Source organism: Nonomuraea solani (assembly GCF_900108335.1).
Lineage (GTDB): Bacteria > Actinomycetota > Actinomycetes > Streptosporangiales > Streptosporangiaceae > Nonomuraea > Nonomuraea solani.
The window spans coordinates 801503-826291 of the sequence record NZ_FNVT01000004.1; the positions used below are offsets into that span (position 1 = coordinate 801503).

The following is a 24789-nucleotide window of genomic DNA, read 5'->3' on the forward strand; positions in this document are numbered from 1 at the left end:
ATGTCTGAAGAATCGAAGCCTGCCGCTCCTGCCGACAACCTGGTCACGACCTCGCACGTGCTGCCGTCCGGGCAGAGTTACACCGCGACCACCGGGACCATGGTGCTGCGCGAGGAGGTGTTCACGGACGGCAAGTTCGAGGGGTTCCGGCCCAAGGCCGAGATGTTCCTGACCTCGTACACGCTGGACGGGGCCGAGCCGTTGAACCGGCCGGTCACGTTCGCCTTCAACGGCGGGCCGGGGTCGTCGAGCGTGTGGCTGCACCTGGGCGTGCTCGGGCCGCGCCGGGTCGTGATGGGGGACGCGGGGGCGCTCCTGCCTCCCCCTTACGGGCTGACCGACAACGAGGAGACCCTGCTGACGGTGAGCGACCTGGTCTTCATCGACCCGGTCTCGACCGGCTACTCGCGGGCGGCCGAGGGTGAGAAGGCGGAGCCGTACCACGGCTTCACCGGCGACCTGGAGTCGGTCGGCGAGCTCATCAGGTTGTGGACCACCAGGAACGGGCGGTGGATGTCGCCGAAGTTCCTGGCGGGCGAGTCGTACGGGACCGTCAGGGCGGCCGGGCTGGCCGAGCACCTGCAGTCGCGCTACGGGATGTACCTCAACGGCCTGATGCTGATCTCCTCGGTGCTCGACTTCATCACCGGCGAGTTCAACGAGGGCAACGACCTGGCCTACGCCCTCTATTTGCCGACATATGCGGCCATCGCGCATTATCACGGGCTGCACGGTGACCGGCCGCTGGCCGAGGTGCTGAGCGAGGCCGAGCAGTACGCCGAGCGCGACTACCTGTGGGCGCTGGCCCGCGGCAACCGCCTCACCGCCGGGGAGCGCTCGGCCGCGGTCACCAAGGTCGCCGCGCTGACCGGGCTGAGCGAGGACTACGTCGACCGGGTCAACCTGCGGATCGAGCACATCCGCTTCTTCACCGAGGTGCTGCGCTCGCGCCGGCTGACCGTCGGACGCCTCGACGGCCGCTTCACCGGCTGGGACGCCGACGCCGGTCGCGAGCACTTCGCCGCCGACCCCAGCATGGACGCGATCATGGGGCCCTACAGCGCCGCGCTCAACCACTATCTGCGTTCCGAGCTGGGGTTCGCCAACGACCTGCCGTACGAGGTGATCACCTCGCGGGTGCAGCCGTGGTCGTACAAGGAGTTCGAGGGCGCGCACATCCAGGTGGTCGACAAGCTCGGCATGGCCATGCGGGCCAACCCGCACCTGCGGGTGCACGTGGCCTGCGGATACCACGACGGCGCGACCCCGTACTACGCGGCCGAGCACGCGCTCGCCCACCTGCCCGTGCCCGCCGAGCTGGCCGGCAACATCGAGTTCAAGTACTACGAGGCCGGCCACATGATGTACGTGCACGAGCCCACCCGGCTGAGCCAGTCAGCCGACCTGGCCGCCTTCGTGCTCGGCCAGCAGACGTGAGGCCCGGTTCAGGCGCTGTCTGAGGTTGGCGCGGAGTGCGTCGAAACGGCCGGCGTTGTCGCGGATGACGGCCCGCTGCAGTTCGGCGTCCGCCGCGTACCAGGCCGCGACCAGGCCCGACGACCACTTGCAGGTGGTGTCGGCCGTCGCCGTCTGTTTCTCGTCCTCGGTCACGGCCGGCTCGTCCAGGTCCCAGCGGCCGTCGGCGATGGCGGCCTCGGGAGCCGGGTAGGAGTGCCCGGCCTGGCTCATGCACGACTGCCAGCGCTTGACCGCGGCGGTCACCGACGGGTGCTTGGCGGCCTGTTCCAGCGTGAGCGAGTCCTGCAGGGACAACCACGGCCAGTCCGCCTTGCGGGCGCCCTTGTCCAGGACGAGCGTCGCGCGGTCGAGGCAGCCCCGGTCGGCCGCGGTGCCGTACAGGCGGTGGCGGGTGGGCTTGGGCAGTTTGCCGGCCCAGGCGCCGGTCGTGTCGGGAGAGGGCGGCCTGGCCAGGTGGTAGCCGTGGAGCCTGGCCGCCTCGGTGTCGGCGACGCCGTAGCGGCGGGAGTTGCCGGGGTCCACGGCGGCGATGGTGACGGGGTCCTCGGCGGGCGGCTTGATGGTGATGCCCTGCTTGCGCATGCACCGCACGACGAGGTGGTTGTGGGCGTTGCCCAGGACGGCCCGCTGCTCGGGAGTGCTCTTGTAGGCGTCGAACGGCAGCACCAGCTCCGACACCGAGGCGACGCCCCTGGCGGGCGTCGGTGGCGCGGGCTCGTCGATGCCACAGGCCGCGGCGGTCGTCATCAGCAGCAGCGTGCTCGCGAGGACACCGCGGCAGCCGGTTTCCGGCGGCCAAGCCCGGAAACCGGCACTCCCGTTATTACTCAGCGGCACCAGATGTCGATCGCGCTGGTGCGGTTGTTGCCGATGGCGTTGTTCGCCAGGAAGCCGTCGTTCGAGTTGTGCGTGAATGTGCTGTGGGCACCGGTGTAACCGGCGTGCTGCCAGAGGGTGGCACTGCAGCCGACACGGTTCCTGACCGAGCTGGACTCGTTGTTCATGCTGTGCCAGGAATTGCTGAAGTCCCAGTTCAGCCAGTTGTTGTCGGCGAGGTTGGAGTCGTCCTTGACGAAGTCCCGCCAGTGGTCGACCTGACCGCGGTTGTAATCGAATCCGGCATAAAGGCAGACGCGACCGCCGTAGCAGGTCGAGCGGGGGCTGGCCACCGCGGCGGCCGCGGGGACGACCACAGTGAACATCGCCGCCGCCGCGACGAATCCGGCGGCCTTCTTGGATAGCCTCACAGGTCTCTCCTCGATCGGTGAGTCGTTTCGACCTCGTAACTTAGCGTGCCGAATCGAATGCGAGTTGTTATGACTCGCCGATTCCCAATAGGGCTCCGCGCCCGGGAAGGGTCGCGTGCCCCGGCCCGCCGACTCACTCGTATCAGTGTTATGACCTGGGACTTCGTCGCATTGACGCAATTCTTGGCGCTAATGGAGGAACCCGTGGCCTGCGCTCGACCTATTCGGGAAGCGCCGCCGGATTCTGCGCCAGCAATCCGCCGTCCACGCGGTGCTCGGCGCCCGTGATGAACGATGATCGCGGCCCGGCCAGAAACGCCACCAATTCGGCCACCTCTTCCGGGCGGCCCACGCGGCCCAGCGGATGGGAGCGGCCCCACTGCGCCACCTGCTCCTCCTGCGACAGCTCGCCCCGCCACAAATCCGCCGCCCAGCGCAGCATGGGGGTGTCGACCGAGCCGGGGCAGACCACGTTCACCCGGATGCCGTCGGCGGCGTGGTCGAGCGCCATCGCCCTGGTCAGGCCGTTGAGCGCGGCCTTGCTCGCCGTGTAGGCGGCGACCTGGGCCTGGGAGGAGAACGCCTGCACCGACGACATGATCACGATCGAGCCGCCGCCGCGCGCCCGCAGCTTCGGGATCGCGGCCTGGCAGGCGAGGTAGACGCCCTTGAGGTTGATGTCGAGCACCTCGTCCCAGACGTCCTCGGGGGTGTCCTCGACGGTGCCGTAGCGCTGCACGCCCGCGCAGGTCACCACGATGTCGAGCCCGCCGAAGCGCTCCACGGCCAGGTCCGCCAGGGCGCGCATCTCGCCGGCTCGGCGCACGTCGGCGATCCGGCCGAGGACGCGCTCGCTGTCCAGCTCGGCGTCCTTGTCGACGCCGCAGAACACCACGGAGGCGCCGTCGGCGGCCAGCCGGTCCACCACCGCCCGCCCGATTCCCATCGAACCGCCGGTGACCAACGCGACTTTCCCGGCAAACTCGCTCACGCCATTACCTCCGCGCGCACTTTCAGTATTTTCGTCTCGTGCGGGTCCAGGATGAGGGCCGTGCCGTTGGCCACGGCGGCGGCCAGGCCGTCGGTCGGCATGCTGGAGAAGGGTTCGAGCCCGACCGTGTAGGCCCGCCCCCACCAGGGATAGCCGGTGGACGCCCCGAGCTCCTGCCACATCCACAGGTACGGCAGCAGCGTCGCATCCCATTCCACCCGCATACCGATATCCCCTGAAATTTCGTACCAACCCTCCGTGAAGCCGGTCAGGTACACGATGTCGCTCGGCGACCCCGGCGCCGGCACCACGCTCAGGTCCGTCTCACCGCCGCCGTCGGCCGGCACGATGGGCCATTCCCACGGCCCGCCCGCTTCGACCCTGCGCCGTGGCGGGTTGATCGCGCTCTCGTGCGGGATCACGCGGACGCCCTCCGGCAGCCGGATCCTGGCCCCCGGGCGCAGGAACGGCAGGCCGTACACGATGTGCTGGCCCCACATGGCGTGCAGCGGCAGGCCGGACTCGTTGGTGGCCCGGCCCTCGATCTCCAGCGCCGCCGTACCGGAGCGCAGCCGGAAGACCTTCTCCAGCCGGTACGGCAGCCGCCGCGTCCGCACGCTGAGCCGGACGGCGACCTCGTCGGGGGTGTCGGCCACGACGTCGCACTCCCACGGCAGCCCGGCCACCTCGCCGTGCTGCGCCAGCCGCGCGCCCCGATATTCACTGGGCGCGCCCCCGCTGGGGAAGATCTCCTGCCAGCCGCCTTCGTAGTGGTCGATGAACTGGGCGACGTCGTCGGACGCGCCCTGGAGATGCTCACGCGGGTCGCGCAGGCCCTGGGGCGAGAGCCAGACGAAGTCCATGTCCATGGGCTTGTACAGGAACTCCACCACGTCGCCGCCCTTGCCGGGCACGACCGTCACGCGCAGCCGTTCGTTCTCCAGCACGACCGCCCGCAGCCCGTCGATCGTGACGTGCCGCAGCCGCGCCGCCCAGTTCCGCCTCACTGGAAGGTCACGTTCAGGAATCGGGGCCGGTAGATGGTGACGTCGCGGTAGTGGTCGGTGTTGACGAAGCTGTTGACGTTGTACGACACCACGAGCCCGTTGCCCGTGATCTCCGGGTGGGCGTGGGCGTTGTAGGTGAAGATGTTCCCGCTGGTCTCGGGGGTGGTGTAGACGTGCTGCTTGCCGGTGAAGGGGCCGAAGGGCGAGCACGAGGAGTAGGCCACGATGTTGGCGCTCAGCACCTCGGTCGTGTCATGCGTGATCAGGACATATCCGGATCCGACCTTGCTGACGCTGTACTCGTTCGCGACCCCGTCCATGATCCGCGCCGAGTCGGCCTCGTTCGGCGACCAGGTGACGCCGTCCGCCTTGAGGTACTCCCAGCTTCCGAGCAGGCTCTGGCCCTTGACCCGGGCGATGTGCATGTACTTCGGCGAGCCGAGGTCCTCGACCCCGTAGATGTAGGTGTAGCCGCCGTCCTTGAGGAGCCCGGAGGCCCAGGAGATGCCGTGCGCCGACGGGAGGTCGTGCACGCTGATCGGCCGGTTCAGCCGTCCTGGCGCGAACCTGGCCACCACGTTCCGGTGCCAGCGCCAGTCCCACATGCCGGTGCCGAACCGCTCGTACTCCTGGTAGGTGACCTCCACGACGCCGCCGGCCAGCGTCGCGTCGCCCGCCCAGTACCAGTGCTTCTGGTCGCGGGGCGGCATCACGGCGGTCGGCTTGGCGGTCGTGCCGTCGTGGATCGTGGCCAGGCGGCCGTTGCGCTCGACGGCGAAGGAGTTGTTCAGGAAGACCGTCGTGCCGCCCTCCTCGACCACCGGGGGCCGGGAGCCGTCGGAGTTGACCTGGCCGAGGAAGGTGTCGGAGAAGACCCACAGCTCCTCGCCGCTCGGCAGCTTGAGCGAGTAGGTGCCGTCGGCGCCGGTCCAGTCGTCCAGGCGGCTGTTGTCGTTGCCGTAGTTGGTGAACAGTCTCGTGAGGCGGGCGTCGGTGGTGGTGCTCTTGACCGTCGGCCCGCACGCGGCGGCGGGCCTTTCCGCGGTGGTGACCTGCTGTTCCTGCGCGGTCGGGACGGGTCTGGGGGGAGCGGCCCAAGCCGGCTGCGGGACGGCCGTGAAGCCGAGCAACGCGATGGCGAGGGGTGCCAGGGCTGAGCGGAATCGCGTCATCACACGTCCTAGAGGGAGAAGTTCCCTACAGTTCTAGTCATTAGATCACTTACTGTCTAGGGCCCGGGTGAGCGCGCGAAAATCCGGTGACCGCACGGCGGACGGGCGGCTACCCTGCCGGGGTGGGACACGCAGAAGTAGGACATCTGACATACGTGCTGCCGGACGGGCGGCCGTTGCTCAACGACGTGTCCTTCCGGGTCGGCGACGGCGTCAAGGCGGCGCTCGTCGGGCCCAACGGGGCCGGCAAGACCACGCTCATGCGGCTGCTCGCCGGTGACCTCCAGCCCGTCGAGGGCAGTGTCGCCAGCTCGGGCGGGCTGGGCGTGATGCGGCAGTTCATCGGCAGTGTGCGCGACGGCAGCAACGTCCGCGACCTGCTGCTGGGCGTCGCGCCGCCGGCCGTGCGGCAGGCCGCCGCGCGGCTCGACGAGGCCGAGCTGGTCATGATGGAGCGCGACGACGAGAAGACGCAGATGCGTTACGCGCAGGCCATCAGCGACTACACCGACGCCGGTGGCTACGAGATCGAGGTGCTCTGGGACACCTGTACGGTGGCCGCGCTCGGCGTCTCCTTCGAACGCGTGAAATATCGCGACGTGTCCACGTTGTCGGGCGGCGAGCAGAAACGGCTGGTCCTGGAGGCGCTGCTGCGCGGGCCCGACCAGACGCTGCTGCTCGACGAGCCCGACAACTATCTCGACGTGCCCGGCAAGGAATGGCTGGAGCAGCAGCTCAGGGAGACGCCCAAGACCGTGTTGCTGGTCAGCCACGACCGCCAGCTCCTGGCGAACGCGGCCGACCGCATCATCACCGTCGAGTCCGGAAATATCTGGATTCATGGCGGCGGCTTCAGCACGTACGCCGAGGCTCGCAAAGCCCGCAACGAGCGCCTCGACGAGTTGCGCAGGCGCTGGGATGAAGAGCACGCCAAGCTCAAGGCCCTGGTCAACATGCTCAAGAACAAGGCCCGCTACAACGACGGCATGGCCGCCGCCTACCACGCGGCCCAGACCCGGCTGCGCAAGTTCGAGGAGGCCGGGCCGCCGGAAGTGGCGCCGAACGACCAGAACATCAAGATGCGCCTGCGCGGCGGCCGCACCGGCAAGCGCGCGGTCATCTGCGAGGGGCTGGAGCTCACCGGTCTCATGCGCCCGTTCGACCTTGAGGTCTGGTACGGCGAGCGCGTCGCCGTGCTCGGCTCCAACGGCTCCGGCAAGTCCCACTTCCTGCGCCTGCTGGCGGACGAGCCGGTGACCCACGACGGCGTGGCCCGGCTGGGCGCCCGCGTGGTGCCGGGCCACTTCGCCCAGACCCACGCCCGCCCCGACCTGCTCGGCCGCACCCCGGTCGAGATCGTCATGACCGAGCACGCCCGGCTCAAGAACGAGGCCATGAAGATCCTGGCCCGCTACGAGCTGGCCGGGCTGATCGCCGAGCAGCGCTTCGACACGCTGTCGGGCGGCCAGCAGGCGCGGCTGCAGATCCTGCTGCTGGAGCTGTCCGGGGCCACGCTGCTGCTGCTCGACGAGCCGACCGACAACCTCGACCTGGCCAGCGCGGAGGCGCTCCAGACGGGCCTGGAGGCGTTCGACGGCACGGTGCTGGCGGTCACCCACGACCGCTGGTTCGCCGCCGACTTCGACCGCTACCTGGTCTTCGGCTCCGACGGCACGGTCTACGAGTCGCCCGACCCGGTCTGGGACGAGACCAGGGTCGTGCGGCCCCGTTAAAGACTTGGTAGGGCTGGCGCGTGTCCCACGCCAGCCGTGCCCATGTACGGGTTATCACGGCAAAGTGATCCCGCGTAGCCGAACCGTCAGCCTCCTCGCACTCGGGGCGATCTGCCTCTCCGGGTGCGCGAGCGAGGAACAACCGGTCCAAGAGCTCAAACCGCTCTCTCTCAAGGAACAAGCCTCGAACATCGTCAAGTCCGCCGACGGATACGCCGTCAACTGGGCGGGCGTGCTCAGCAACGCCAATCCGTGGCATTTCGGCGAGCATGTGGTGGCCACGATCGTCGGGCATGATGCCAAGGGCGCCGAGGTGGTCAGGATGGACCAGCCGCTCGACGCCGTGCCGCCGGGCGGCTCCCTGGCCTTCACCGGCCAGGCCAGCGCCACGGTGAAGCCGGCCAAGGTGACGATCCAGTACCGTCCCGCGCAGTGGCGCCCTGCGGCCAGGATCGCGTCGGCGTTCCAGGCGTTTCCCATTTCCCGTGTCCAGACAATGCGCCAAAAAGACCACACATACCTTATTACGGGATATGTCGATAATCCGTACCAAATATCGGCGAGCAGCCTTGTGGTGAACGCGTTGTTGCGCGACAAAGCGGGCAAACTCATTGGCGGCGGTAGCACGTTCGTGGACGACGTCAAAGCGGGCAAGCCACCGCGCTTCATCCTCACGGTGAGCGGCCTGCCGGCCGCCGCCACGGTCGCCAAGACCGAGATCACGGCCAGGACCTGGGGCTCCACCGGGCGTCCCTTCGAGGATCTGGCCCTCGCCGGCGCCGTGCCCGTGCACACCGTCAAGCCGACGTCCGAGCCGTTCGCGGTGGACCGCAGCACTCAGGTCATATCCGAGCACAAGCAATAAATCAGCCCTATTATTCGTACGCGATAGAGAGACCAACTCATGCCATCGGCGCGGAAACGGTAGAACTACAAGTTACCGATCCATTACCCTCGGTCACATGAATGACCGCGTCCTGGTCGATGCACTCCGCGCCCGTGATCCAGGCGCCCTCGCCGCGCTTTATGACACGTACGCGGAGAGCGTCTACCGCTATTGCTGGTCCCTTCTCCTCAGCGACGACAGCGCCCAGGTGGCGCTGCGCGACACGCTGATCGCCGCCGAGGCGCACGCGGGCGCGCTGGCCGACGCCGACCGGCTCCGCACCTGGCTCTACGCGCTGGCCCGCGCCGAGTGCCTGCGCCGCCGGGCCGCCGCACCGCCCGGCGCCGCGGAGGCCCTGGCCGAGGCGCCCCCGCTCGACGACCCCGCCGACGCCGACCTGCGCGTCATGGCGTGGCACGCCGTGCGGAGCCTGCCCATCGGCGCCCGCGAGGTCCTCGAACTCGTCCACCGGCACGAGCTGACCGTCGCCGAGCTGGCCCAGGTGCTCGCCGTCCCGGCGCGGCAGGTGGAGCAGGTCCTGGAGGAGGCCCGCGAGCGGCTGGGCGACGCGATCACCGCCGAGGTGCTGGCCGGGAAGGCGTCCTACGACTGCCCGCAACGGGCCCGCATCCTGGCCGGGTTCGCCGGGGAGCTGACCTCGGAGATGCGCGAGCACCTGGTCAGGCACGTGGCGCGGTGTGAGGTCTGCACGCCGCACCGCTCCCGCCAGGTGTCGGCCGCCAAGATCTTCGAGCTGCTGCCCGTGGCCGCGCTGCCCGACTCGCTGCGCATCAGGGTGATGAGCTGCTTCATCGACCCGGAGCTGCTGCCCTACCGCCGTTACGTCGCCAGGCGTACGAGTGCCCTGGGCGCCGCCGGGTTTCCCGTTCGCGCGGAGAAACAGGTTCGAAGGTGGGCTCAGGCGCTGGCGGGCGCGCTGGCGGCGGTCGCGGCCGTGGTGGCGATAGCAGTGATCTTCGATCAGATCGGGAGGGAGAACGGTGGTCTCTCTGGGGTGGCGACAGCCGCGTTTCCCGCGACGGGCGAACCGCCCGGCATCCGCCTGCCCTGGCAGGCCGATCCACAGGACGTTCCGTTGACCGTGGAGCCCATTCTCGACAGCACGGCGACGCATCCCATCGGGGTGACCGGCTCGCCGACGGCCGCGCCGCCTCCCGCCGTACCGTCCCAGGCCGCCGACCAGCCCGCGGCCCCACGCTCTGACCCTCCCTCCGCCCGGCCATCGGGCCGGCCCGCCGGCCGGCCCGTTCCGGCCGGTGACCCGCCGCTCTCGCACGACCCCGAGCAGCCCGATCACCCCGACCATCCCGAGCCGGAGCCCGAGCCGCCGGCCGAGGAACCCCCTTCGGCCACCCCTTCCCCGACCCCCACGCCCTCACAAACCCCCACGCAAACCCCCACGCAAACCCCCACGCCGACCGCCACGCCCACCGAGCGGGCCACGCCCACCCCCACGGAGGAGCCCTCGTCCACTCCGTCGGATCCCTGAACGGCCGACTACGTTACGTAAGTGAATTACCGGGAACCGTGTGCATAGAGTGACTATCGGTTTCCGGGGGGACCTATGCGCGCATTTCGGGCCGGGCTCCTCGTGGGCTGCCTGCTCGTCGCCCTGTGCCCGCCGGTCGAGGCCGACCCGCACCCGTCCTCGCACGACGTCGAAGAGGCCCGCGAGGCCGTACGGGACCGGTCGAAGCGGTTGGGCAAGGCGAACGCCGACCTGGCCACGGCCCAGTCACGGCTCGACCAGCTCGCGGCCGAGGTGGAGCGGCTGGTGGAGGCGTACAACGGGGAGGTCGTCCGGCTGCGTCAAGCCGAGCAGGCGCACGCGCTGGCACAGACCCGGCTGGCGGCGGCCGACGTGGAGGTGGAGCGCGCCCGGCAGGGCGTGGCGCTGATGGCGGCCGAGAGCTACATCGGGCTGTCGCCGATGAAGCCGATCGTCGGCATGATCATCGACGATGGCGGCGTGGACGGGTTCCTGCACCGGGCGGGCACGCTCGGGCATCTGAGGAACGAGCGGTCGGCCGTCCTCGCCAGGATGCGCGACGCCCAGGAGGTCGCGTCCATCATGCGTACGCAGGCCGCGGGCGCCTACGCGGCCCGGCAGTCGGCCTCGGAACGCGCCCGCCAGGCCAAGCTCGCCGCCGAGGCCGCGGTCGCCGGCCAGCGGCGTGACACCCAAGAGCTACGGGCCCGTACGCGGAGCCTCCAGCGCCGGGTGGACGCCGCCCGCAGCCGCGCGGAGCTGCTGGCCAGGCGGCGGAACGCGGCGCTGGCCGGGCTGGTCACCGGCGGCTCGTCGATGGGCGACATGGCCGCGAACTGGGCGCTCACCCAGCTCGGCAAGCCGTACGTGTGGGCGGCCGACGGCCCCGAGACCTTCGACTGCTCGGGGCTGACGATGCGGGCCTGGGAGAAGGCGGGCGTACGCCTCGACCACTGGACGGGCACCCAGTGGACCTCGGGCCCGCACGTGCCGCTTGACCAGCTTCGCCGCGGCGACCTGCTCTTCTTTGCCCACGTCACCGCCGACCCGTCGACGATCCACCACGTCGGCATGTACGTGGGGCGGGGCCAGATGGTGCACGCGCCGCAGACCGGCGACGTGGTGCGGGTCGCCTCGATCTGGCGCGGGGACCTGGTGGGCGCCACCAGGCCCCGCTAGAGGCGACTCAGTGGTGGCCCTCGTCCTTGGCCCGGCGGAAGGAGCGCTCGATCTCGGCCTCGGCCTCGATGCGCCCGACCCAGTTGGCGCCCTCGACGGACTTACCGGGCTCAAGGTCCTTGTAGACCTCGAAGAAGTGCTGGATCTCCAGCCGGTCGAACTCCGACACGTGATGGATGTCCTGAATGTGGTGCATTCGCGGGTCGGTGGACGGCACACAGAGCACCTTGTCGTCCCCGCCCTTCTCGTCGGTCATCCGGAACATCCCCACCGCCCGGCACGTGATGTAGCAACCGGGGAACGTCGGCTCCTGCAGCAACACCAGCGCGTCCAGCGGGTCGCCGTCCTCACCGAGCGTGTGCTCGATGAAGCCGTAGTCGGCGGGGTACTGCGTGGAGGTGAACAGGAGCCGGTCAAGCCTGATCTTCCCGGTCTCGTGATCCACTTCGTATTTGTTCCGTTGCCCCTTGGGAATCTCAACGACAACGTCGAACTCCACCGCGGTTCCTCCGCTCAGGCCCCCGGGCACCCCCGGCTGGGCGTTAATGTCTCGTAGGCGAACACATGGAGAGAGGGCAGGCGACGTGGCGCGGCACGACCGGTGGGTGATGCTGACCACTCTCGCCGTGCTCCAAGCCCTGACGATCGTCACCGGCGTTTACGCGATGACCACCGACTTCAGCCTGGGCGCACTGACGAGCGGGTCTTCACCGACCAAGCCGACGGCGTCCCCGGCGGAAGGATCTTCCCCCGTCCCCGTGGTCACCTCGGGACCTGTGCTGGCCCAGCTGTCGGCGAAGTCAGGAGACGGACCTCTCCCGACTAAGGGTACTTTGACGCGGCAGCTCACCAGCGCCCTGGGTGACAAAGCGCTGGGTTCCCGGGTGGGAGCCGTCGTCATCGACACCGTCACGGGGGAGCAGCTCTTCGCCGCCAACCCCGACCTCGGCATCACGCCCGCCTCCACCACCAAGATCGTCACCTGCGCCGCCGCCCTGTCCTCTCTCGGGCCTGACGCCCGGCTGTCCACCAGGGCCGTCCAGGGGGCCAAGCCGGGCACCGTCGTCCTCGTCGGGGGCGGTGATCCCTTCCTGGCCGGGCCGTCGGCGAAGGTGACCTACCCGAAGCAGGCCTCGCTGGCCACGCTCGCGGCCCGCACCGCCGCCACCCTCAAGGCCCAGGGCGTGCGCAAGGTCACGTTGTCGTACGACAGTTCCCTGTTCACCGGCGCCACCAAGGCCCCCGGCTGGAAGACCAACTACATCCCCGACGGGGAGGTGGCGCCCACCTACGCCCTGACCATGGACGAAGGCCGCCAGAACCCTCCTGCCCGGAGCCCCCGCGTCGCCAACCCGCCCCAATTCGCCGCGGCCGCCTTCGCCAGGCTGCTCGCCAGGCAGGGCATCGGGGTCTCGAAGTCCATCCGCCCCGCCAAGGCCGCCGCCGGCGCCGCCGAACTGGGCAAGGTGGACTCGGCGCCTCTTTTCTCGCTCGTCGAGCACACGCTCACGGCCAGCGACAACGACCTCGCCGAGGCGCTGCTCAGGCACGTGGCCATCAAGGAGGGGCAGCCGGCGACGTACGAGGGCGGGGCCAAGGCCGTGATCGCCGTGCTGCAGCGGCTGGGCGTCGGCCAGAACATCGCGCTCTCCGACGGCAGCGGCCTGTCCATCCGCAACCGCATCAGCCCGAACGCCCTGGCCAAGATCCTCGCCATGTCCGGCTCCGCCGGCCACCCCGACCTGCACGCGATCGCCTCGGGCATGCCGATCGCGGGCTTCTCCGGCACGCTGGGCAACGGCCGCCGCTTCACCGGCGCCGACAGCAAAGACCAGGTGGGTCTCGTACGCGCCAAGACCGGCACCCTCAACAACATCAACACGCTGGCCGGGATGGCCACCACGAAGGACGGGCGGCTGGTGACGTTCGCCTTCCTGGCCGACCGGGTTCCCGCCAACGCCGAACCCGTACTCGACCGGCTCGCGGCCACGGTCGCGCGTTCCTGACGCCGCTCCTTCGCAGCCTCCACCAGAACCACGTACGGTGGACGGTATGCAGGTGATCGACTGGGATCTGGCCGTCACGACCGGTACGCGCCTGGTGCGCCCCGGTCCTCAGGTGAGCCGGGAGGAGGCCAGGCAGGCCGTCACCGAGCTCCGCACCTTGTCCCGCGAGGCCGAGGGCCACGTGCGCGACTTCACCAAGATCCACACAGAGACCGCGCCGCAACCCGCGACCATCGTGGACCGGCCCGGCTGGATCAAGGCGAACGTCGAGGGCTTCCGCGTGGTGCTCGAACCGCTGACGCAGCGCATGGGGAGCGGCCCCAACCCGCCTCCCGCCATCGTCACGGCCGTGGGCTCCCGCATCACGGGCGTCGAGGTCGGGGCCGTACTCGCCTTCCTCGCTTCGCGCGTACTGGGGCAGTACGAGCTGTTCCTCCCCCCTGACCCCACGGGCCAGGAGGCCGCCGGGCGGCTGACGCTCGTCGCGCCCAACATCGTCCACGCCGAACGCGAGATGGGCGTCGACCCGCACGACTTCCGCCTGTGGGTCTGCCTCCACGAGGAGACGCACCGGGTCCAGTTCACGGGCGTGCCGTGGCTGCGCGAATACGTGCGCTCGCAGATGACCGAGTTCCTCCTCGCCTCCGACCTCGACCTCCCGACCGTGCTCGAACGCCTCCGCACCGCCGCCGACACGGTGGCCGACGTGGTGCGCGGCGGCGAGGGCAACCTCATCGACGCCATCCAGTCGCCCGCCCAGAAGGAGATCCTCGACCGCCTGACCGCCGTGATGACCCTCGTCGAGGGCCACGGCGACTTCGTCATGGACGCGGTCGGGCCGTCGGTGGTGCCGTCGGTGGCCGACATCCGCAACAAGTTCTCCCAGCGCCGCGAGGGCGGCTCCCGCCTCGACCGCACGGTCCGGCGGCTGCTGGGCATCGAGGTCAAGATGAAGCAGTACGCGGAGGGCTCGGCCTTCGTCCGCAAGGTCGTGGACCGGGTGGGGATGGACGGCTTCAACAAGATCTGGACCTCCCCGGAGACCCTGCCCACCACCCAGGAGATCGCCGACCCGGACGCCTGGATCAGCCGCGTCATCGGCACCCCGGCCCTCCCGGCCTGACCACCCACGCCCTTCCTCCGGTTTACCGGGCGGGAGGAAGGGCCCCGGCACCACCACCACGAGAGGCCCGCGCTGCCGGCACGGGCAGCCCACCCGACAGCACGCCAGGCACATGGAGCGCCGCTCTCCCCGGCCACCACTTCGGCTCCGACAGGGCGCCGGCCGCGAGAGGGGCGCAGGTAGGACGCCGCCTCTCCAAACGCCGCGTCGGCGGGACATGGTGCGGCCCGGCCCGGCATTCGTGCACGCCCCCGGCCACCCGACCACCCCCGACCACCCCCGGGCACCCGCGACAATGGCTGTTGTGGGCCCACATCCAGCCGTAGCCGACGTTCGCAGGGCGGTGCGTGAGGCGCTGGCCGACATCGAAGGGGGCGCGCTGGTTCTCGTCGCCTGCAGTGGCGGGGCCGACTCCCTGGCGCTGGCGGCCGCCCTGGCGTTCGTGGCCCCCCGGGCCGGGCTGAAAGCAGGGCTGGTCACCGTTGATCACCAGCTCCAGCCCGGTTCCGCCGAGCGGGCCCGGACGGTCGCCGACCTGGCGGCGCGCGAGCTGAAGCTCACCCCGGCCGAAGTGCTCACCGTCACCGTGGGCACCGAGGGCGGTCCCGAGGCGGCGGCCAGGGAGGCCCGCTATGCGGCACTGGCCGAGGCCGCCGACCGGCTCCAGGCGGCGACCGTGCTGCTCGGCCACACCAGGGACGACCAGGCGGAGACCGTGCTCCTGGGTCTGGCCAGGGGCAGCGGGGTGCGCTCCCTCTCCGGCATGGCCGCGACGACAGGCCGCTACCGCCGCCCCCTCCTAGACCTGCCCAGGGCCACCACCGTGGCCGCCTGCCAGGCCCAGCGGCTCACCCCCTGGGACGACCCGCACAACGAGGACCCCCGCTACACCAGAGTCCGCGTACGAAGGAAGATCCTGCCCACCCTGGAGGAGGAACTCGGGCCAGGAGTGGCCGAGGCGCTCGCCAGGACCGCGAGAATGGCGCGCGAAGACGCGGACGCGCTCGATGAGTGGGCCGAAACGGCGTACCGAAATTGCGCTCTAAGCGATATTGACGGCGCGGTGAAGCTGGCCGTGACCGACGTGGAGAAGCTACCGGACGCCGTCAGGCGAAGAGTGCTGCGCCGCGCCGCAATCGCCGCCGGAGCACCCTCCGGAGCCCTTTCCGCGACCCACGTGCTGGCCGTGGACCGGCTGGTCACACGGTGGCACGGGCAGAAAGCCGTCGATCTGCCCGGGGGTCTGTCCGCTGTCCGGCGATATGGCACGCTGATACTCGCCATCAGTCCCATCCCGTAAGGAACCACAGGTGGACGCAGCCGACATGGGCAATGACCTGGAAAAGGTCCTCATTCCCGAGGACGAGCTCCAGGCCAAGATCAAAGAGCTTGCCGGCCGAATCGACGAGGACTACGCGGGCCAGGACGTGCTGCTCGTGGGCGTGCTCAAGGGCGCCGTCATGGTGATGGCCGACCTGGCCAGGTCGTTGCACGTCCCGGTGCAGATGGACTGGATGGCGGTGTCGTCCTACGGCGCGGGCACCAAGTCATCCGGCGTCGTACGCGTGCTGAAAGACCTCGACACCGACATCTTGAACCGGCACGTTCTCATCGTCGAGGACATCATCGACTCCGGCCTCACCCTGCACTGGCTGCTGGAAAACCTGAAGTCGCGCAATCCGGCCTCGCTGGAGATCTGTGCCGCGCTGCGCAAACCCGATGCGGTGAAGGTGCCGATCGACGTCAAATACGTCGGCTTCGACATTCCCAACGAGTTCGTCATCGGTTATGGGCTCGACTACGCGGAGCGATACCGCAATCTGCCGTTCATCGGTACTCTCGCTCCGCACGTATATAAGTAGCGTTCCCGGCCACGGCCGGGAACATCGCGCAACGTGACGTACGTTGATAGGGCAAGGCCGGTGTAGCGGGCGGGTCCCTCCGTGCGCTCTGCCGGTGTACCTTCGGACTCCGGGAGGGTGACCAAGCGTCCCCTTCGGGTAGTCAGAAGTCGCGGTGTCGGATGCCGCGGCCCCGGGGCAGCCCGGGGTTCCAGGCCATGGTCAGGAAGGGACGGGCCCGCAAGGGGTTCCGCATCGGATGGATCTCAAGCGATTTACACGTGGGCCACTGCTGTGGATCCTGGGCATCGTCGTGCTTCTCCTGCTCGTCACCCAGCTATGGAGTGGCGGCGGAAATTTCAAGACGGCCGACACGTCCTTGGTCCTTCAGCAGATTCGCGCCGGAAACGTCAGCAACGCCAAGATCGTTGACAAGGACAACCGGATCGAGGTGACGCTGATCAACCCCGTCCAGGTGAAGCAAGGCGACACCCCGACGAAGTTGATCCAGTCCGACTGGGTGACCGGTTACGGCAGCAAGCTGACCGACGAGCTCCAGGCGCAGGTCGACGCCAAGAAGACCAAGAGCTTCACCACCGAGGTGCCCCAGGAGAACTTCCTGGTCAGCCTCCTGGTGAGCTTCCTGCCGATCGTCATCATCGTGCTGATCTTCCTGTTCATCATGAACCAGATGCAGGGCGGCGGCTCGCGCGTGATGAACTTCGGCAAGTCCAAGGCCAAGCTCATCACCAAAGACACCCCCAAGACCACGTTCGCCGACGTCGCGGGTGCCGACGAGGCCATCGAGGAGCTCCAGGAGATCAAGGAGTTCCTGCAGGCCCCGGCCAAGTTCCAGGCGATCGGCGCCAAGATCCCCAAGGGCGTGCTCCTCTACGGCCCGCCCGGCACCGGTAAGACCCTGCTGGCCCGTGCGGTGGCCGGCGAGGCGGGCGTGCCGTTCTACTCGATCTCCGGCTCCGACTTCGTCGAGATGTTCGTCGGTGTCGGCGCCTCGCGAGTGCGCGACCTGTTCGAGCAGGCGAAGGCCAACGCCCCGGCGATCATCTTCATCGACGAGATCGACGCCGTCGGCCGCCACCGCGGCGCCGGCCTGGGCGGCGGTCACGACGAGCGCGAGCAGACGCTCAACCAGCTCCTCGTCGAGATGGACGGCTTCGACGTCAAGGGCGGCGTGATCCTCATCGCCGCGACCAACCGGCCCGACATCCTCGACCCGGCGCTGCTGCGTCCCGGCCGGTTCGACCGGCAGGTCACCGTAGACCGTCCCGACCTCGAGGGCCGTAAGGGCATCCTCAAGGTCCACGGCCGCGGCAAGCCGTTCGCGCCCGACGTCGACCTCGACGTCATCGCGCGCCGTACCCCCGGGTTCACCGGCGCCGACCTGGCCAACGTGATCAACGAGGCGGCCCTGCTGACCGCGCGGGCCGACCAGAAGCTCATCTCGATGGACACCCTCGAAGAGGCGATCGACCGCGTCATGGCAGGGCCCGAGCGCAAGACGCGGGTCATGTCCGACAAGGAAAAGAAGATGATCGCCTACCACGAGGGCGGTCACGCGCTGGTGGCGCACGCGCTGCCCAACTCCGACCCGGTCCACAAGATCACGATCCTGTCCCGCGGCCGCGCCCTCGGTTACACGATGACGCTGCCGATGGAGGACAAGTTCCTGGCCACCAGGTCGGAGATGATGGACCAGCTCGCGATGCTGCTCGGCGGCCGCGCGGCGGAGGAGCTCGTCTTCCACGAGCCCACCACGGGCGCCTCCAACGACATCGAGAAGGCCACGGCCGTGGCCCGGCGCATGGTGACCGAATACGGCATGAGCGAGCAGCTCGGCGCCCGTAAGTTCGGCTCCGGCCAGGCGGAGGTCTTCCTCGGCCGCGAGATGGGCCACGAGCGCGACTACTCCGAGAAGATCGCCTCGACGATCGACGAAGAGGTCCGCCGGATGATCGAGACGGCGCACGACCAGGCGTGGGACATCCTGGTCAAATACCGCGACGTGCTCGACAATCTGGTGCTCGAGCTCATGGAGAAGGAGACCCTCTCCCGCGAGCAGGTGCTGCAGATCTTCGCGGCCGTGGTCGTCAAGGAGCACCGCCCGTCCTACGCCGGTTACGGCAAGCGGCTCCCCTCCGACCGCCCGCCGATCCTGACCCCGAAGGAGCAGTCGGCCAACGGCTCGCTCACCTCGGGCCACCAGGATGCCCTTCCGTCCGGAGATAGTGCGTGACCCAGCACGACGTCGACCTGGGGCGGATCGAGAAGGCCGTCCGCGAGATCCTCTACGCCATCGGCGAGGATCCCGAGCGTGACGGCCTCCTCGAGACGCCCTCCCGGGTCGCCCGCGCCATGGCCGAGCAATACTCGGGGCTCGGGCAGACACCGGAACAGGTGCTCAACAAGGTCTTCGACGTCGATCACGACGAGATGGTGCTCGTCCGTGACATCGAGGTCTACTCGACCTGTGAGCACCATCTGGTGCCGTTTCACGGCCTGGCGCACGTGGGCTATATCCCCAACGAGAAGGGCCAGGTCACGGGGCTGTCGAAGCTGGCCCGGCTGGTCGACGTGTTCGCCCGCCGGCCCCAGGTCCAGGAGCGCATGACCTCGCAGATCGCCGACGCGCTCATGCGGGTGCTGGAGCCCCGCGGGGTCATCGTGGTCATCGAATGCGAGCACCTGTGCATGACCATGCGCGGCGTACGCAAGCCGGGCGCCAAGACCGTCACCTCGGCCGTTCGCGGAGACTTCCGCACCAGCGACAAGACCCGATCAGAGGCGATGGCGCTGATCCTGGGCCGCTGAAGACCGAACGGGGTACCCGCGATGTCATCACCTGTGGGGAAGCGCCTAGGCTTGGCCCATGACTAGCGTGCCGATCAACGTGCCCGGAGGTGCGGACCGGTGCCTCGTCATGGGTGTGGTCAATGTGACGCCCGATTCGTTCTCCGACGGCGGTCTCTGGTTCGACGAGGCGGCCGCCATCCGGCACGGCCTTGAGCTGGTCCAGGAGGGCGCCGATCTCGTCGATGTGGGCGGCGAGTCCACCCGGCCGGGTGCTGCCAGGGTGTCGCTGGAGGAGGAGCTGGCCCGGGTCATCCCGGTGATCAGGGCGCTCGACGCCGAGGGCGTGCCGGTCAGCGTCGACACGATGCGGGCCGAGGTCGCCAAGGCCGCGGTCGAGGCGGGCGCGCGGCTCGTCAACGACGTGAGCGGCGGGCTGGCCGACCCCGAGATGCCGCGCGTGGTGGCCGCGACCGGCGTGCGATACGTCGTGATGCACTGGCGTGGCCACAGCCATGACATGGAGACTCGCGCCGTCTACACCGACGTGGTGACGGAGGTGCGCGAGGAATTGAGCAAACGGGTCGATCTCGTCCTGGCGGAAGGCGTCACGGAGGAGCAGATCGTGCTCGACCCCGGGCTCGGGTTCGCCAAGAACGCCGAGCACAACTGGGCGGTGCTGGCCGGGCTGCCGCAGCTCGCGGACCTGGGCTATCCACTGCTCGTCGGGGCGTCGCGCAAGCGTTTCCTCGGGCGGCTGCTGGCCGATCCCGACGGCACGCCCCGGCCGTTCGACCGGAGCGACGACGCCACCCTGGCCGTGACCGCGCTGGCCGCGCACGCGGGCGCCTGGTGCGTACGCGTACACGAGGTAGGTCCCAACGCCGATGCCGTGCGCGTGGCGGCCGCATGGAAGAGAGCCGGAGCCAACACATGAGCGTCGACACCGCCGCGATCGAGACGGTCAACCAGGAGTTCTACGCCGCGATCGAAAGCGCCGATCTCGACAAGATGACCGAGATCTGGGCCGAAGACTCCCCTGACGAGCAGGTGAGTTGTGTGCACCCGGGCTGGACCCTGCTGACGGGCCGGTCGGAGGTGCTGCGGTCCTGGGCGCTGATCATGGCGAACACCACCTACATCCAGTTCGTGCTGACCGACGTCAACACGACCGTGCTGGGTGACGTGGCCGTCCTGACCTGCGTCGAGAACATCCTGACCGCGGGGGAGGAGGGGGAGGCCAGCTTCGCCGCGGGCAAGGTGGTGGCCAGCAACGTCTACCTCCGTACCTCGCAGGGCTGGCGCCTGTGGATGCACCACGGTTCGCCGGTGCTCCAGGGAGACGACGACGAGGAGGAGGAAGGCGAGCTTGAGCGCTGATCGCATCGCTCTCAAGGGCCTGCGGGCCAGGGGGAGACATGGCGTGCTCGCTGCCGAGCGGGAGCTCGGGCAGGAGTTCGTGGTGGACGCGACGCTGTTCCTCGACACGTCGCCGGCCGCGGCCGGCGACGATCTCACCAAGACCGTCCACTATGGGGAGCTGGCCCAGGCGCTGGCCGCCGTGGTCGAGGGCGAGCCGGTCGAGCTGATCGAGACGCTCGCGCAGCGGCTGGCCGACGTCTGCCTGGCCAGCGACCTGGTGCACAAGGTCGAGGTGAGCGTGCACAAGCCGGCGGCGCCGATCCCGCTGCCGTTCGACGACGTGGTCGTGACGATCGAGCGGAGCCGCGTATGAAGGTCGTGCTCGCTTTCGGCAGCAACCTGGGGCGCCGGTTCCAGACGTTGCAGGGTGCCGTGGACAGTCTGTTCGACGCTCCTGGGCTGGAGTTCGTCAGGGCGTCCCCCGTCTACGAGACCGATCCGGTCGGTGGGCCGGGCGGGCAGGATTCCTACCTCAACGCGATCGTGGTCGCCGAGACCTCTCTCGACCCGCGCACACTCCTGGAGCGGGCGCTGAGCATCGAGAACGCCTTCGGCCGCGAACGCGCGGAGCGCTGGGGGCCGCGCACGCTCGACATCGACCTGATCGTGGTGGGCGACACCGTCTGCGACGACCCCGACCTCACGCTGCCGCATCCGCGCGCGCACGAGCGCGCGTTCGTGCTCGTCCCCTGGTTCGAGGCCGACCCCGAGGGCACGGTGCCGGGGCACGGCCGGGTGTCGGAGCTGCTCGAAGGGCTCGACAGGCAAGGGGTACGCCTCCGCGAGGACCTGAGACTGCAGAGGCCGGATTGAAGCCCACCCGCCCTGGCCACCTGGCCGGCATCGTCGTCATCGTCGCCCTGCTCACGTGGGCGGTGATCAACCCGATCTACTCCGATCTGCCGCTCATGCCGTGGACCGCGATCCCGACGGTGCTGCTGCTGGCTCTCGGCGAGGGCTACAGCGCCTGGGTGACCAAGGCGCGGATCGCCAGGAAGCCCGACACCAAACCGGTGGAGCCCCTGGCGGTGGCCCGGCTGGCGGCCCTGGCCAAGGCGTCGGCGTACGTGGGCTCGGCGTTCGGCGGGGTGTTCGCCGGGTTCATGCTCTACACGATGCAGATCCTTGACCGGGAGACGCCGCGTGGAGAGTTTTTCACCGCGACGGGCTCCTTCCTGTCCTGCCTCGCCCTGATCGGCGCGGCCCTCTACCTCGAACACGCCTGCCGCATCCCGAAAGACCCCGAGGATCACAATCCCAAGTAGTGCGAGACGGCGTGCTCGATCTCGGCCGGCTCATTTCGCCCGTGGATGAAGGACGTGTCGATGGTGCGCGTCTGATCGACGAGACTCTCGCTCCAAGAGACGAGGTTACGCCCCTGTTGAACTTCTGTCGTGCGATTGTGCGACAGGGGCGCGGCGGCCGAAGAGGTAGATGACCGGAAGGGTGCAGATGAGCGGGCCCAGGATGGCGATCGGGCGCTCCAGCCACCATCGCAGGTCGGGCGGGATCCGGTCGCCCAGTGAGCCGAACAGCCACCACGACACCCCCAGCGCGATCGCCATCCCCGTCGTGTGGAACAGGAACAGCGGCAGCGCGTACCGGTTGATGAAGGCGTTGACCCGCTGCCAGCCCGGCCGCTCCAGCACCCGCTCCATCGACGGCCGCAGCACCTCCACCAGCCCGATCTGGAACAGCAGCAGGGCCACGATCACGAACGTCGGCGGCGCCATGTTGGACCACTTGTCGCCGGGCACGCCCACCATCGACCCCGGGTAGATGCCCGAGTAGACCAGCCCGAACAGGGCGAACAGGCCCGTCCACAGCAGGGCGATGTCGTAGCGCCTGGGCAGGATGACGACCCGGTCGTAGAAGAAGCCGGCCTGGTGGGCCAGCCCCCAGATGATGATCATGTTGAGCCAGCCGGCCCACTCGATGCCATAGCGGAAGCGCACCACGTCCACCACCAGTGCCGCGCCGGCCAGCCAGATCAGGGTCAGCACGTCGTAGCGCCGGTGCAGCCAGAGGGCCACCGGCAGCAGCGCGATCAGTACGAGGTAGACACCGAGAAACCACAGCGGGCTGAGCACCAGCAGCACCACCCGCCACATCCAGTCCACCTCGAACGTGTACGTCACCACCGCCCCGATGACGACCCACACGCCGGACAGGAACAGAGCCGGTAAGGCGAGCGCCCGGATGCGGCGCCAGACGAACGCGCCGATGCCCACGCCCCGCGTCTTGGCCCGGTCCCAGGACAGCAGGTGCACATGGCCGCCGACGTAGAAGAACAGCGGCAGCACCTGCAGCAGCCAGGTGAGGATCCACAGCCCGGAGGTGAAGCCCAGCGGGCTGGTGGGCTCGGGGCCGTGCGGCTTCCACTGCAGGATCGTGAAGGCCCAGTGCCAGACCACGACCACGATCAAACTCAGCGCGCGGAGCCAGTCGACGTATTTGTCGCGCTCTTGGGGGTTCACTTGTCGATGTCACCCACCACGAAGAACATCGAGCCCAGGATGGCCACCATGTCCGCCACCAGGTGCCCGGGCAGCATCTCGCGCAGCACCTGGATGTTGCTGTAGGAGGCGGAGCGCAGCTTGAGCCGCCACGGCGTCTTGTCCCCCCTGGAGACCAGGTAGTAGCCGTTGATGCCGAGCGGGTTCTCCGTCCACGCGTACGTGTGCCCCTCCGGCACCTTCAGCACCTTCGGCAGCCGCTGGTTGATCGGCCCGGGCGGGAGCGAGCGCAGCCGTTCGACGCAGGCGCCGGCCAGGTCGAGTGAGACTTTGAGCTGCTCGAACAGGATCTCGAACCGCGCGTGGCAGTCGCCCGCGCTCCGGGTGACGACCTTCACCGGCAGCTCGGGATAGGCGAGGTACGGCTCGTCGCGGCGCAGGTCGAAGTCCACCCCGGAGGCGCGGGCGATGGGGCCGCTGACGCCGTACTGCATGATCTGTTCGCGGGAGAGCACGCCGACGCCCCTGGTGCGCGCGAGGAAGATCTCGTTGTGCAGGATGAGGTTCTCGATGTCGGGCACCCGGCGCCGGGTCTCGGCCACGGCCTCGGCCACCCGGTCGAGCCAGCCGAGCGGCAGGTCCTCCTTGAGCCCCCCGACGCGGTTGAACATGTAGTGCATGCGCCCGCCGGAGATCTCCTCCATGACGGCCTGGATGCGCTCGCGCTCGTTGAAGGAGTAGAACAGCGGCGTCATCGCGCCCAGTTCGAGGGGATAGGAGCCGAGGAACATCAGGTGGTTGAGCACCCGGTTGAGCTCGGCCAGCAGCGTGCGCGCCCACACGGCCCTGACCGGCGGCTCCATGCCGAGCAGGCGTTCGGCGGCGAGCACCACGCCCAGTTCGTTGGCGAAGCCCGACAGCCAGTCGTGCCGGTTGGCCAGCATGATGATCTGACGGTAGTCGCGGACCTCGAACAGCTTCTCCGCGCCCCGGTGCATGTAGCCGATGATCGGCTCGGCGGTGGCGATGCGCTCGCCGTCGAGCGTCAGCCGGAGCCTGAGCACCCCGTGCGTGGACGGGTGCTGGGGGCCGATGTTGAGGATCATGTCCTCGGTGGCCAGCTCTTTTGCGCCCGCACCGATTCCGACCACGCGTTCCGTCATATGGGCCATGCTGCCACCGTCCCCATTGATGATCCAGCATGGGGGTTGGTCAAGACATGGTATGAAAGCGCATCCCGAAGACGGACATGGGGAGGAATATCGGGAACGGGGGGAGAAAGCACCATGAACAGAGTTGCATTTGACGTCGCGGCCCTGATCGCCCGGATCGTGACCGGTGTGATTTTCGTGGCTCACGGCTGGCAGAAGTGGCAGGCCGGTCTTGGGGCCACCACGCTGGGCTTCAGGGAGATGGGGATCCCGCTGCCCGAACTGGCCGCCGGGTTCGCGACCGTCGTCGAGACCGTCGGCGGCATCTTCTTGATCCTCGGCCTGCTGGTCCGGCCGGTGGGGCTGCTGTTGCTGGTCAACATGCTCGGTGCGATCGCGTTCGTGCACGGGGGCAACGGCATCCTGTCGGCGAACGGCGGCTGGGAGTTCCCGGGCGCGCTCGCCGTGCTCAGCCTGCTGTTCCTGGCGCTGGGCGGCGGACGTATCGGGCTGGACGGCATCTTCGGCGCGATGTACCGCAGGCGCTCGGAACGCCACGCGGCGGAGGACGAGGCGGTCGTCCGCTCTCACCGCCGAACGAACCCACAGGCCGGAGGGCCCACGACGCCCACGCAGACCACCGCGGAGCGGCCGGACGTTCCCCGGCAACCTACCTCAGGGAGAGTGAACGACGAGGACATGCGAGACATCGACGCCCTCGTCTCCGACGAACCACCACAACACCGCAAGCCGCCGAACCGCTGAATCGGCGAGGAGG

25 protein-coding genes are annotated in these 24789 nt (G+C 69.1%); 17 read left to right on the forward strand and 8 right to left on the reverse strand.

Annotated features, from left to right (window positions below; translation table 11 throughout):
• Complete coding sequence (locus tag C4V41_RS19475) at positions 1-1437, forward strand: S10 family peptidase (RefSeq protein WP_103957267.1); 1437 nt, start codon at positions 1-3, stop codon at positions 1435-1437.
• On the opposite strand, the gene C4V41_RS19480 is transcribed toward C4V41_RS19475, so the two are convergent.
• The 5 genes from C4V41_RS19480 to C4V41_RS19500 all read right to left on the reverse strand — a co-directional run bounded on the left by C4V41_RS19480 (position 1396) and on the right by C4V41_RS19500 (position 5896).
• Entirely contained in the window at positions 1396-2226 is an 831-nt protein-coding gene (locus C4V41_RS19480; RefSeq protein WP_103957268.1) for a hypothetical protein, read from the reverse strand. The two genes, C4V41_RS19475 and C4V41_RS19480, sit on opposite strands and share 42 nt — an antisense overlap.
• 80 nt (positions 2227-2306) lie before the next feature.
• Complete coding sequence (locus tag C4V41_RS19485) at positions 2307-2726, reverse strand: peptidase inhibitor family I36 protein (RefSeq protein WP_103957269.1); 420 nt, start codon at positions 2724-2726, stop codon at positions 2307-2309.
• A 220-nt stretch (positions 2727-2946) separates the two neighbouring features.
• Complete coding sequence (locus tag C4V41_RS19490; RefSeq protein WP_103957270.1) at positions 2947-3717, reverse strand: SDR family NAD(P)-dependent oxidoreductase; 771 nt, start codon at positions 3715-3717, stop codon at positions 2947-2949.
• A complete protein-coding gene (locus C4V41_RS19495; RefSeq protein WP_103957271.1) occupies positions 3714-4724 on the reverse strand; it encodes a DUF4432 family protein in 1011 nt (336 codons plus the stop codon). Before C4V41_RS19495 ends, C4V41_RS19490 begins: the two co-directional genes overlap by 4 nt.
• Entirely contained in the window at positions 4721-5896 is a 1176-nt protein-coding gene (locus tag C4V41_RS19500; RefSeq protein WP_103957272.1) for a DUF4185 domain-containing protein, read from the reverse strand. The genes C4V41_RS19495 and C4V41_RS19500 overlap by 4 nt, the downstream gene beginning before the upstream one ends.
• A 122-nt stretch (positions 5897-6018) precedes the next feature.
• Here C4V41_RS19500 and C4V41_RS19505 point away from each other — a divergent pair, with 122 nt between their 5' ends.
• The 4 genes from C4V41_RS19505 to C4V41_RS19530 all read left to right on the forward strand — a co-directional run bounded on the left by C4V41_RS19505 (position 6019) and on the right by C4V41_RS19530 (position 11204).
• On the forward strand, positions 6019-7629 hold the full coding sequence (locus C4V41_RS19505) for an ABC-F family ATP-binding cassette domain-containing protein (RefSeq protein WP_103957273.1): 1611 nt from the start codon (positions 6019-6021) through the stop codon (positions 7627-7629).
• A 64-nt stretch (positions 7630-7693) separates the two neighbouring features.
• Complete coding sequence (locus C4V41_RS19510) at positions 7694-8494, forward strand: hypothetical protein (protein ID WP_103957274.1); 801 nt, start codon at positions 7694-7696, stop codon at positions 8492-8494.
• Between the two features lie 97 nt (positions 8495-8591).
• Positions 8592-10025, forward strand: a complete 1434-nt coding sequence (locus C4V41_RS61900; RefSeq protein WP_160150333.1) for an RNA polymerase sigma factor — start codon at positions 8592-8594, stop codon at positions 10023-10025.
• 75 nt (positions 10026-10100) lie between these two features.
• Positions 10101-11204: a C40 family peptidase gene (locus C4V41_RS19530; protein WP_103957277.1), complete on the forward strand. Its 1104-nt coding sequence runs from the start codon at positions 10101-10103 to the stop codon at positions 11202-11204.
• Positions 11205-11211: 7 nt separating this feature from the next.
• On the opposite strand, the gene C4V41_RS19535 is transcribed toward C4V41_RS19530, so the two are convergent.
• Positions 11212-11703, reverse strand: a complete 492-nt coding sequence (locus tag C4V41_RS19535) for an inorganic diphosphatase (RefSeq protein ID WP_103957278.1) — start codon at positions 11701-11703, stop codon at positions 11212-11214.
• Between the two features lie 85 nt (positions 11704-11788).
• Between C4V41_RS19535 and dacB the strand changes: the two genes are divergently transcribed.
• The 11 genes from dacB to C4V41_RS19590 all read left to right on the forward strand — a co-directional run bounded on the left by dacB (position 11789) and on the right by C4V41_RS19590 (position 21669).
• On the forward strand, positions 11789-13210 hold the full coding sequence (dacB, locus tag C4V41_RS19540; protein ID WP_103957279.1) for a D-alanyl-D-alanine carboxypeptidase/D-alanyl-D-alanine endopeptidase: 1422 nt from the start codon (positions 11789-11791) through the stop codon (positions 13208-13210).
• Positions 13211-13256: 46 nt separating this feature from the next.
• Positions 13257-14333 carry a zinc-dependent metalloprotease gene (locus C4V41_RS19545; RefSeq protein WP_200824075.1) on the forward strand — a complete coding sequence of 359 codons (1077 nt, stop codon included), beginning with the start codon at positions 13257-13259 and terminating at the stop codon, positions 14331-14333.
• A gap of 295 nt (positions 14334-14628) precedes the next feature.
• The gene (gene tilS / locus C4V41_RS19550; protein WP_103957380.1) at positions 14629-15633 is read left to right on the forward strand and encodes a tRNA lysidine(34) synthetase TilS; all 1005 of its coding nucleotides are present in this window, start codon (positions 14629-14631) and stop codon (positions 15631-15633) included.
• A gap of 10 nt (positions 15634-15643) precedes the next feature.
• Positions 15644-16195: a hypoxanthine phosphoribosyltransferase gene (hpt, locus tag C4V41_RS19555; RefSeq protein ID WP_200824076.1), complete on the forward strand. Its 552-nt coding sequence runs from the start codon at positions 15644-15646 to the stop codon at positions 16193-16195.
• 238 nt (positions 16196-16433) lie between these two features.
• On the forward strand, positions 16434-18428 hold the full coding sequence (ftsH, locus tag C4V41_RS19560; RefSeq protein WP_103957280.1) for an ATP-dependent zinc metalloprotease FtsH: 1995 nt from the start codon (positions 16434-16436) through the stop codon (positions 18426-18428).
• On the forward strand, positions 18425-19003 hold the full coding sequence (folE, locus tag C4V41_RS19565) for a GTP cyclohydrolase I FolE (RefSeq protein WP_103957281.1): 579 nt from the start codon (positions 18425-18427) through the stop codon (positions 19001-19003). The genes ftsH and folE overlap by 4 nt, the downstream gene beginning before the upstream one ends.
• A gap of 58 nt (positions 19004-19061) precedes the next feature.
• Complete coding sequence (gene folP, locus C4V41_RS19570) at positions 19062-19919, forward strand: dihydropteroate synthase (protein ID WP_103957282.1); 858 nt, start codon at positions 19062-19064, stop codon at positions 19917-19919.
• Positions 19916-20362 (forward strand): nuclear transport factor 2 family protein, encoded by a 447-nt coding sequence (locus tag C4V41_RS19575; protein WP_103957283.1) that lies wholly within the window; start codon positions 19916-19918, stop codon positions 20360-20362. Before folP ends, C4V41_RS19575 begins: the two co-directional genes overlap by 4 nt.
• On the forward strand, positions 20352-20717 hold the full coding sequence (gene folB, locus C4V41_RS19580) for a dihydroneopterin aldolase (protein ID WP_103957284.1): 366 nt from the start codon (positions 20352-20354) through the stop codon (positions 20715-20717). Before C4V41_RS19575 ends, folB begins: the two co-directional genes overlap by 11 nt.
• Positions 20714-21217, forward strand: coding sequence for a 2-amino-4-hydroxy-6-hydroxymethyldihydropteridine diphosphokinase (gene folK / locus C4V41_RS19585; protein ID WP_103957285.1), 504 nt, complete (start codon positions 20714-20716; stop codon positions 21215-21217). The genes folB and folK overlap by 4 nt, the downstream gene beginning before the upstream one ends.
• The gene (locus tag C4V41_RS19590) at positions 21214-21669 is read left to right on the forward strand and encodes a DUF3180 domain-containing protein (RefSeq protein ID WP_103957286.1); all 456 of its coding nucleotides are present in this window, start codon (positions 21214-21216) and stop codon (positions 21667-21669) included. Before folK ends, C4V41_RS19590 begins: the two co-directional genes overlap by 4 nt.
• 105 nt (positions 21670-21774) lie before the next feature.
• Here C4V41_RS19590 and C4V41_RS19595 read toward each other — a convergent pair whose 3' ends face one another.
• Positions 21775-22881 carry an acyltransferase family protein gene (locus tag C4V41_RS19595; protein ID WP_103957287.1) on the reverse strand — a complete coding sequence of 369 codons (1107 nt, stop codon included), beginning with the start codon at positions 22879-22881 and terminating at the stop codon, positions 21775-21777.
• Complete coding sequence (locus tag C4V41_RS19600) at positions 22878-24023, reverse strand: NADH-quinone oxidoreductase subunit D (RefSeq protein WP_103957288.1); 1146 nt, start codon at positions 24021-24023, stop codon at positions 22878-22880. The genes C4V41_RS19595 and C4V41_RS19600 overlap by 4 nt, the downstream gene beginning before the upstream one ends.
• A gap of 123 nt (positions 24024-24146) precedes the next feature.
• On the opposite strand from C4V41_RS19600, the gene C4V41_RS19605 reads away from it, so the two are divergent.
• Positions 24147-24776 carry a DoxX family protein gene (locus C4V41_RS19605; RefSeq protein WP_103957289.1) on the forward strand — a complete coding sequence of 210 codons (630 nt, stop codon included), beginning with the start codon at positions 24147-24149 and terminating at the stop codon, positions 24774-24776.
• Positions 24777-24789 lie beyond the last annotated feature (13 nt).

What these genes read in the sequence shown, in the direction of transcription:
- C4V41_RS19475 (WP_103957267.1), top strand. Translation starts at nt 1, where the DNA reads ATGTCTGAAGAATCGAAGCCTGCCGCTCCTGCCGACAACCTGGTCACG.
- C4V41_RS19480 (WP_103957268.1), bottom strand. Translation starts at nt 2,226, where the DNA reads ATGACGACCGCCGCGGCCTGTGGCATCGACGAGCCCGCGCCACCGACG.
- C4V41_RS19500 (WP_103957272.1), bottom strand. Translation starts at nt 5,896, where the DNA reads ATGACGCGATTCCGCTCAGCCCTGGCACCCCTCGCCATCGCGTTGCTC.
- C4V41_RS61900 (WP_160150333.1), top strand. Translation starts at nt 8,592, where the DNA reads ATGAATGACCGCGTCCTGGTCGATGCACTCCGCGCCCGTGATCCAGGC.
- C4V41_RS19530 (WP_103957277.1), top strand. Translation starts at nt 10,101, where the DNA reads ATGCGCGCATTTCGGGCCGGGCTCCTCGTGGGCTGCCTGCTCGTCGCC.
- C4V41_RS19545 (WP_200824075.1), top strand. Translation starts at nt 13,257, where the DNA reads ATGCAGGTGATCGACTGGGATCTGGCCGTCACGACCGGTACGCGCCTG.
- tilS (WP_103957380.1), top strand. Translation starts at nt 14,629, where the DNA reads ATGGCTGTTGTGGGCCCACATCCAGCCGTAGCCGACGTTCGCAGGGCG.
- ftsH (WP_103957280.1), top strand. Translation starts at nt 16,434, where the DNA reads ATGGATCTCAAGCGATTTACACGTGGGCCACTGCTGTGGATCCTGGGC.
- folP (WP_103957282.1), top strand. Translation starts at nt 19,062, where the DNA reads ATGACTAGCGTGCCGATCAACGTGCCCGGAGGTGCGGACCGGTGCCTC.
- C4V41_RS19575 (WP_103957283.1), top strand. Translation starts at nt 19,916, where the DNA reads ATGAGCGTCGACACCGCCGCGATCGAGACGGTCAACCAGGAGTTCTAC.
- folK (WP_103957285.1), top strand. Translation starts at nt 20,714, where the DNA reads ATGAAGGTCGTGCTCGCTTTCGGCAGCAACCTGGGGCGCCGGTTCCAG.
- C4V41_RS19600 (WP_103957288.1), bottom strand. Translation starts at nt 24,023, where the DNA reads ATGACGGAACGCGTGGTCGGAATCGGTGCGGGCGCAAAAGAGCTGGCC.
- C4V41_RS19605 (WP_103957289.1), top strand. Translation starts at nt 24,147, where the DNA reads ATGAACAGAGTTGCATTTGACGTCGCGGCCCTGATCGCCCGGATCGTG.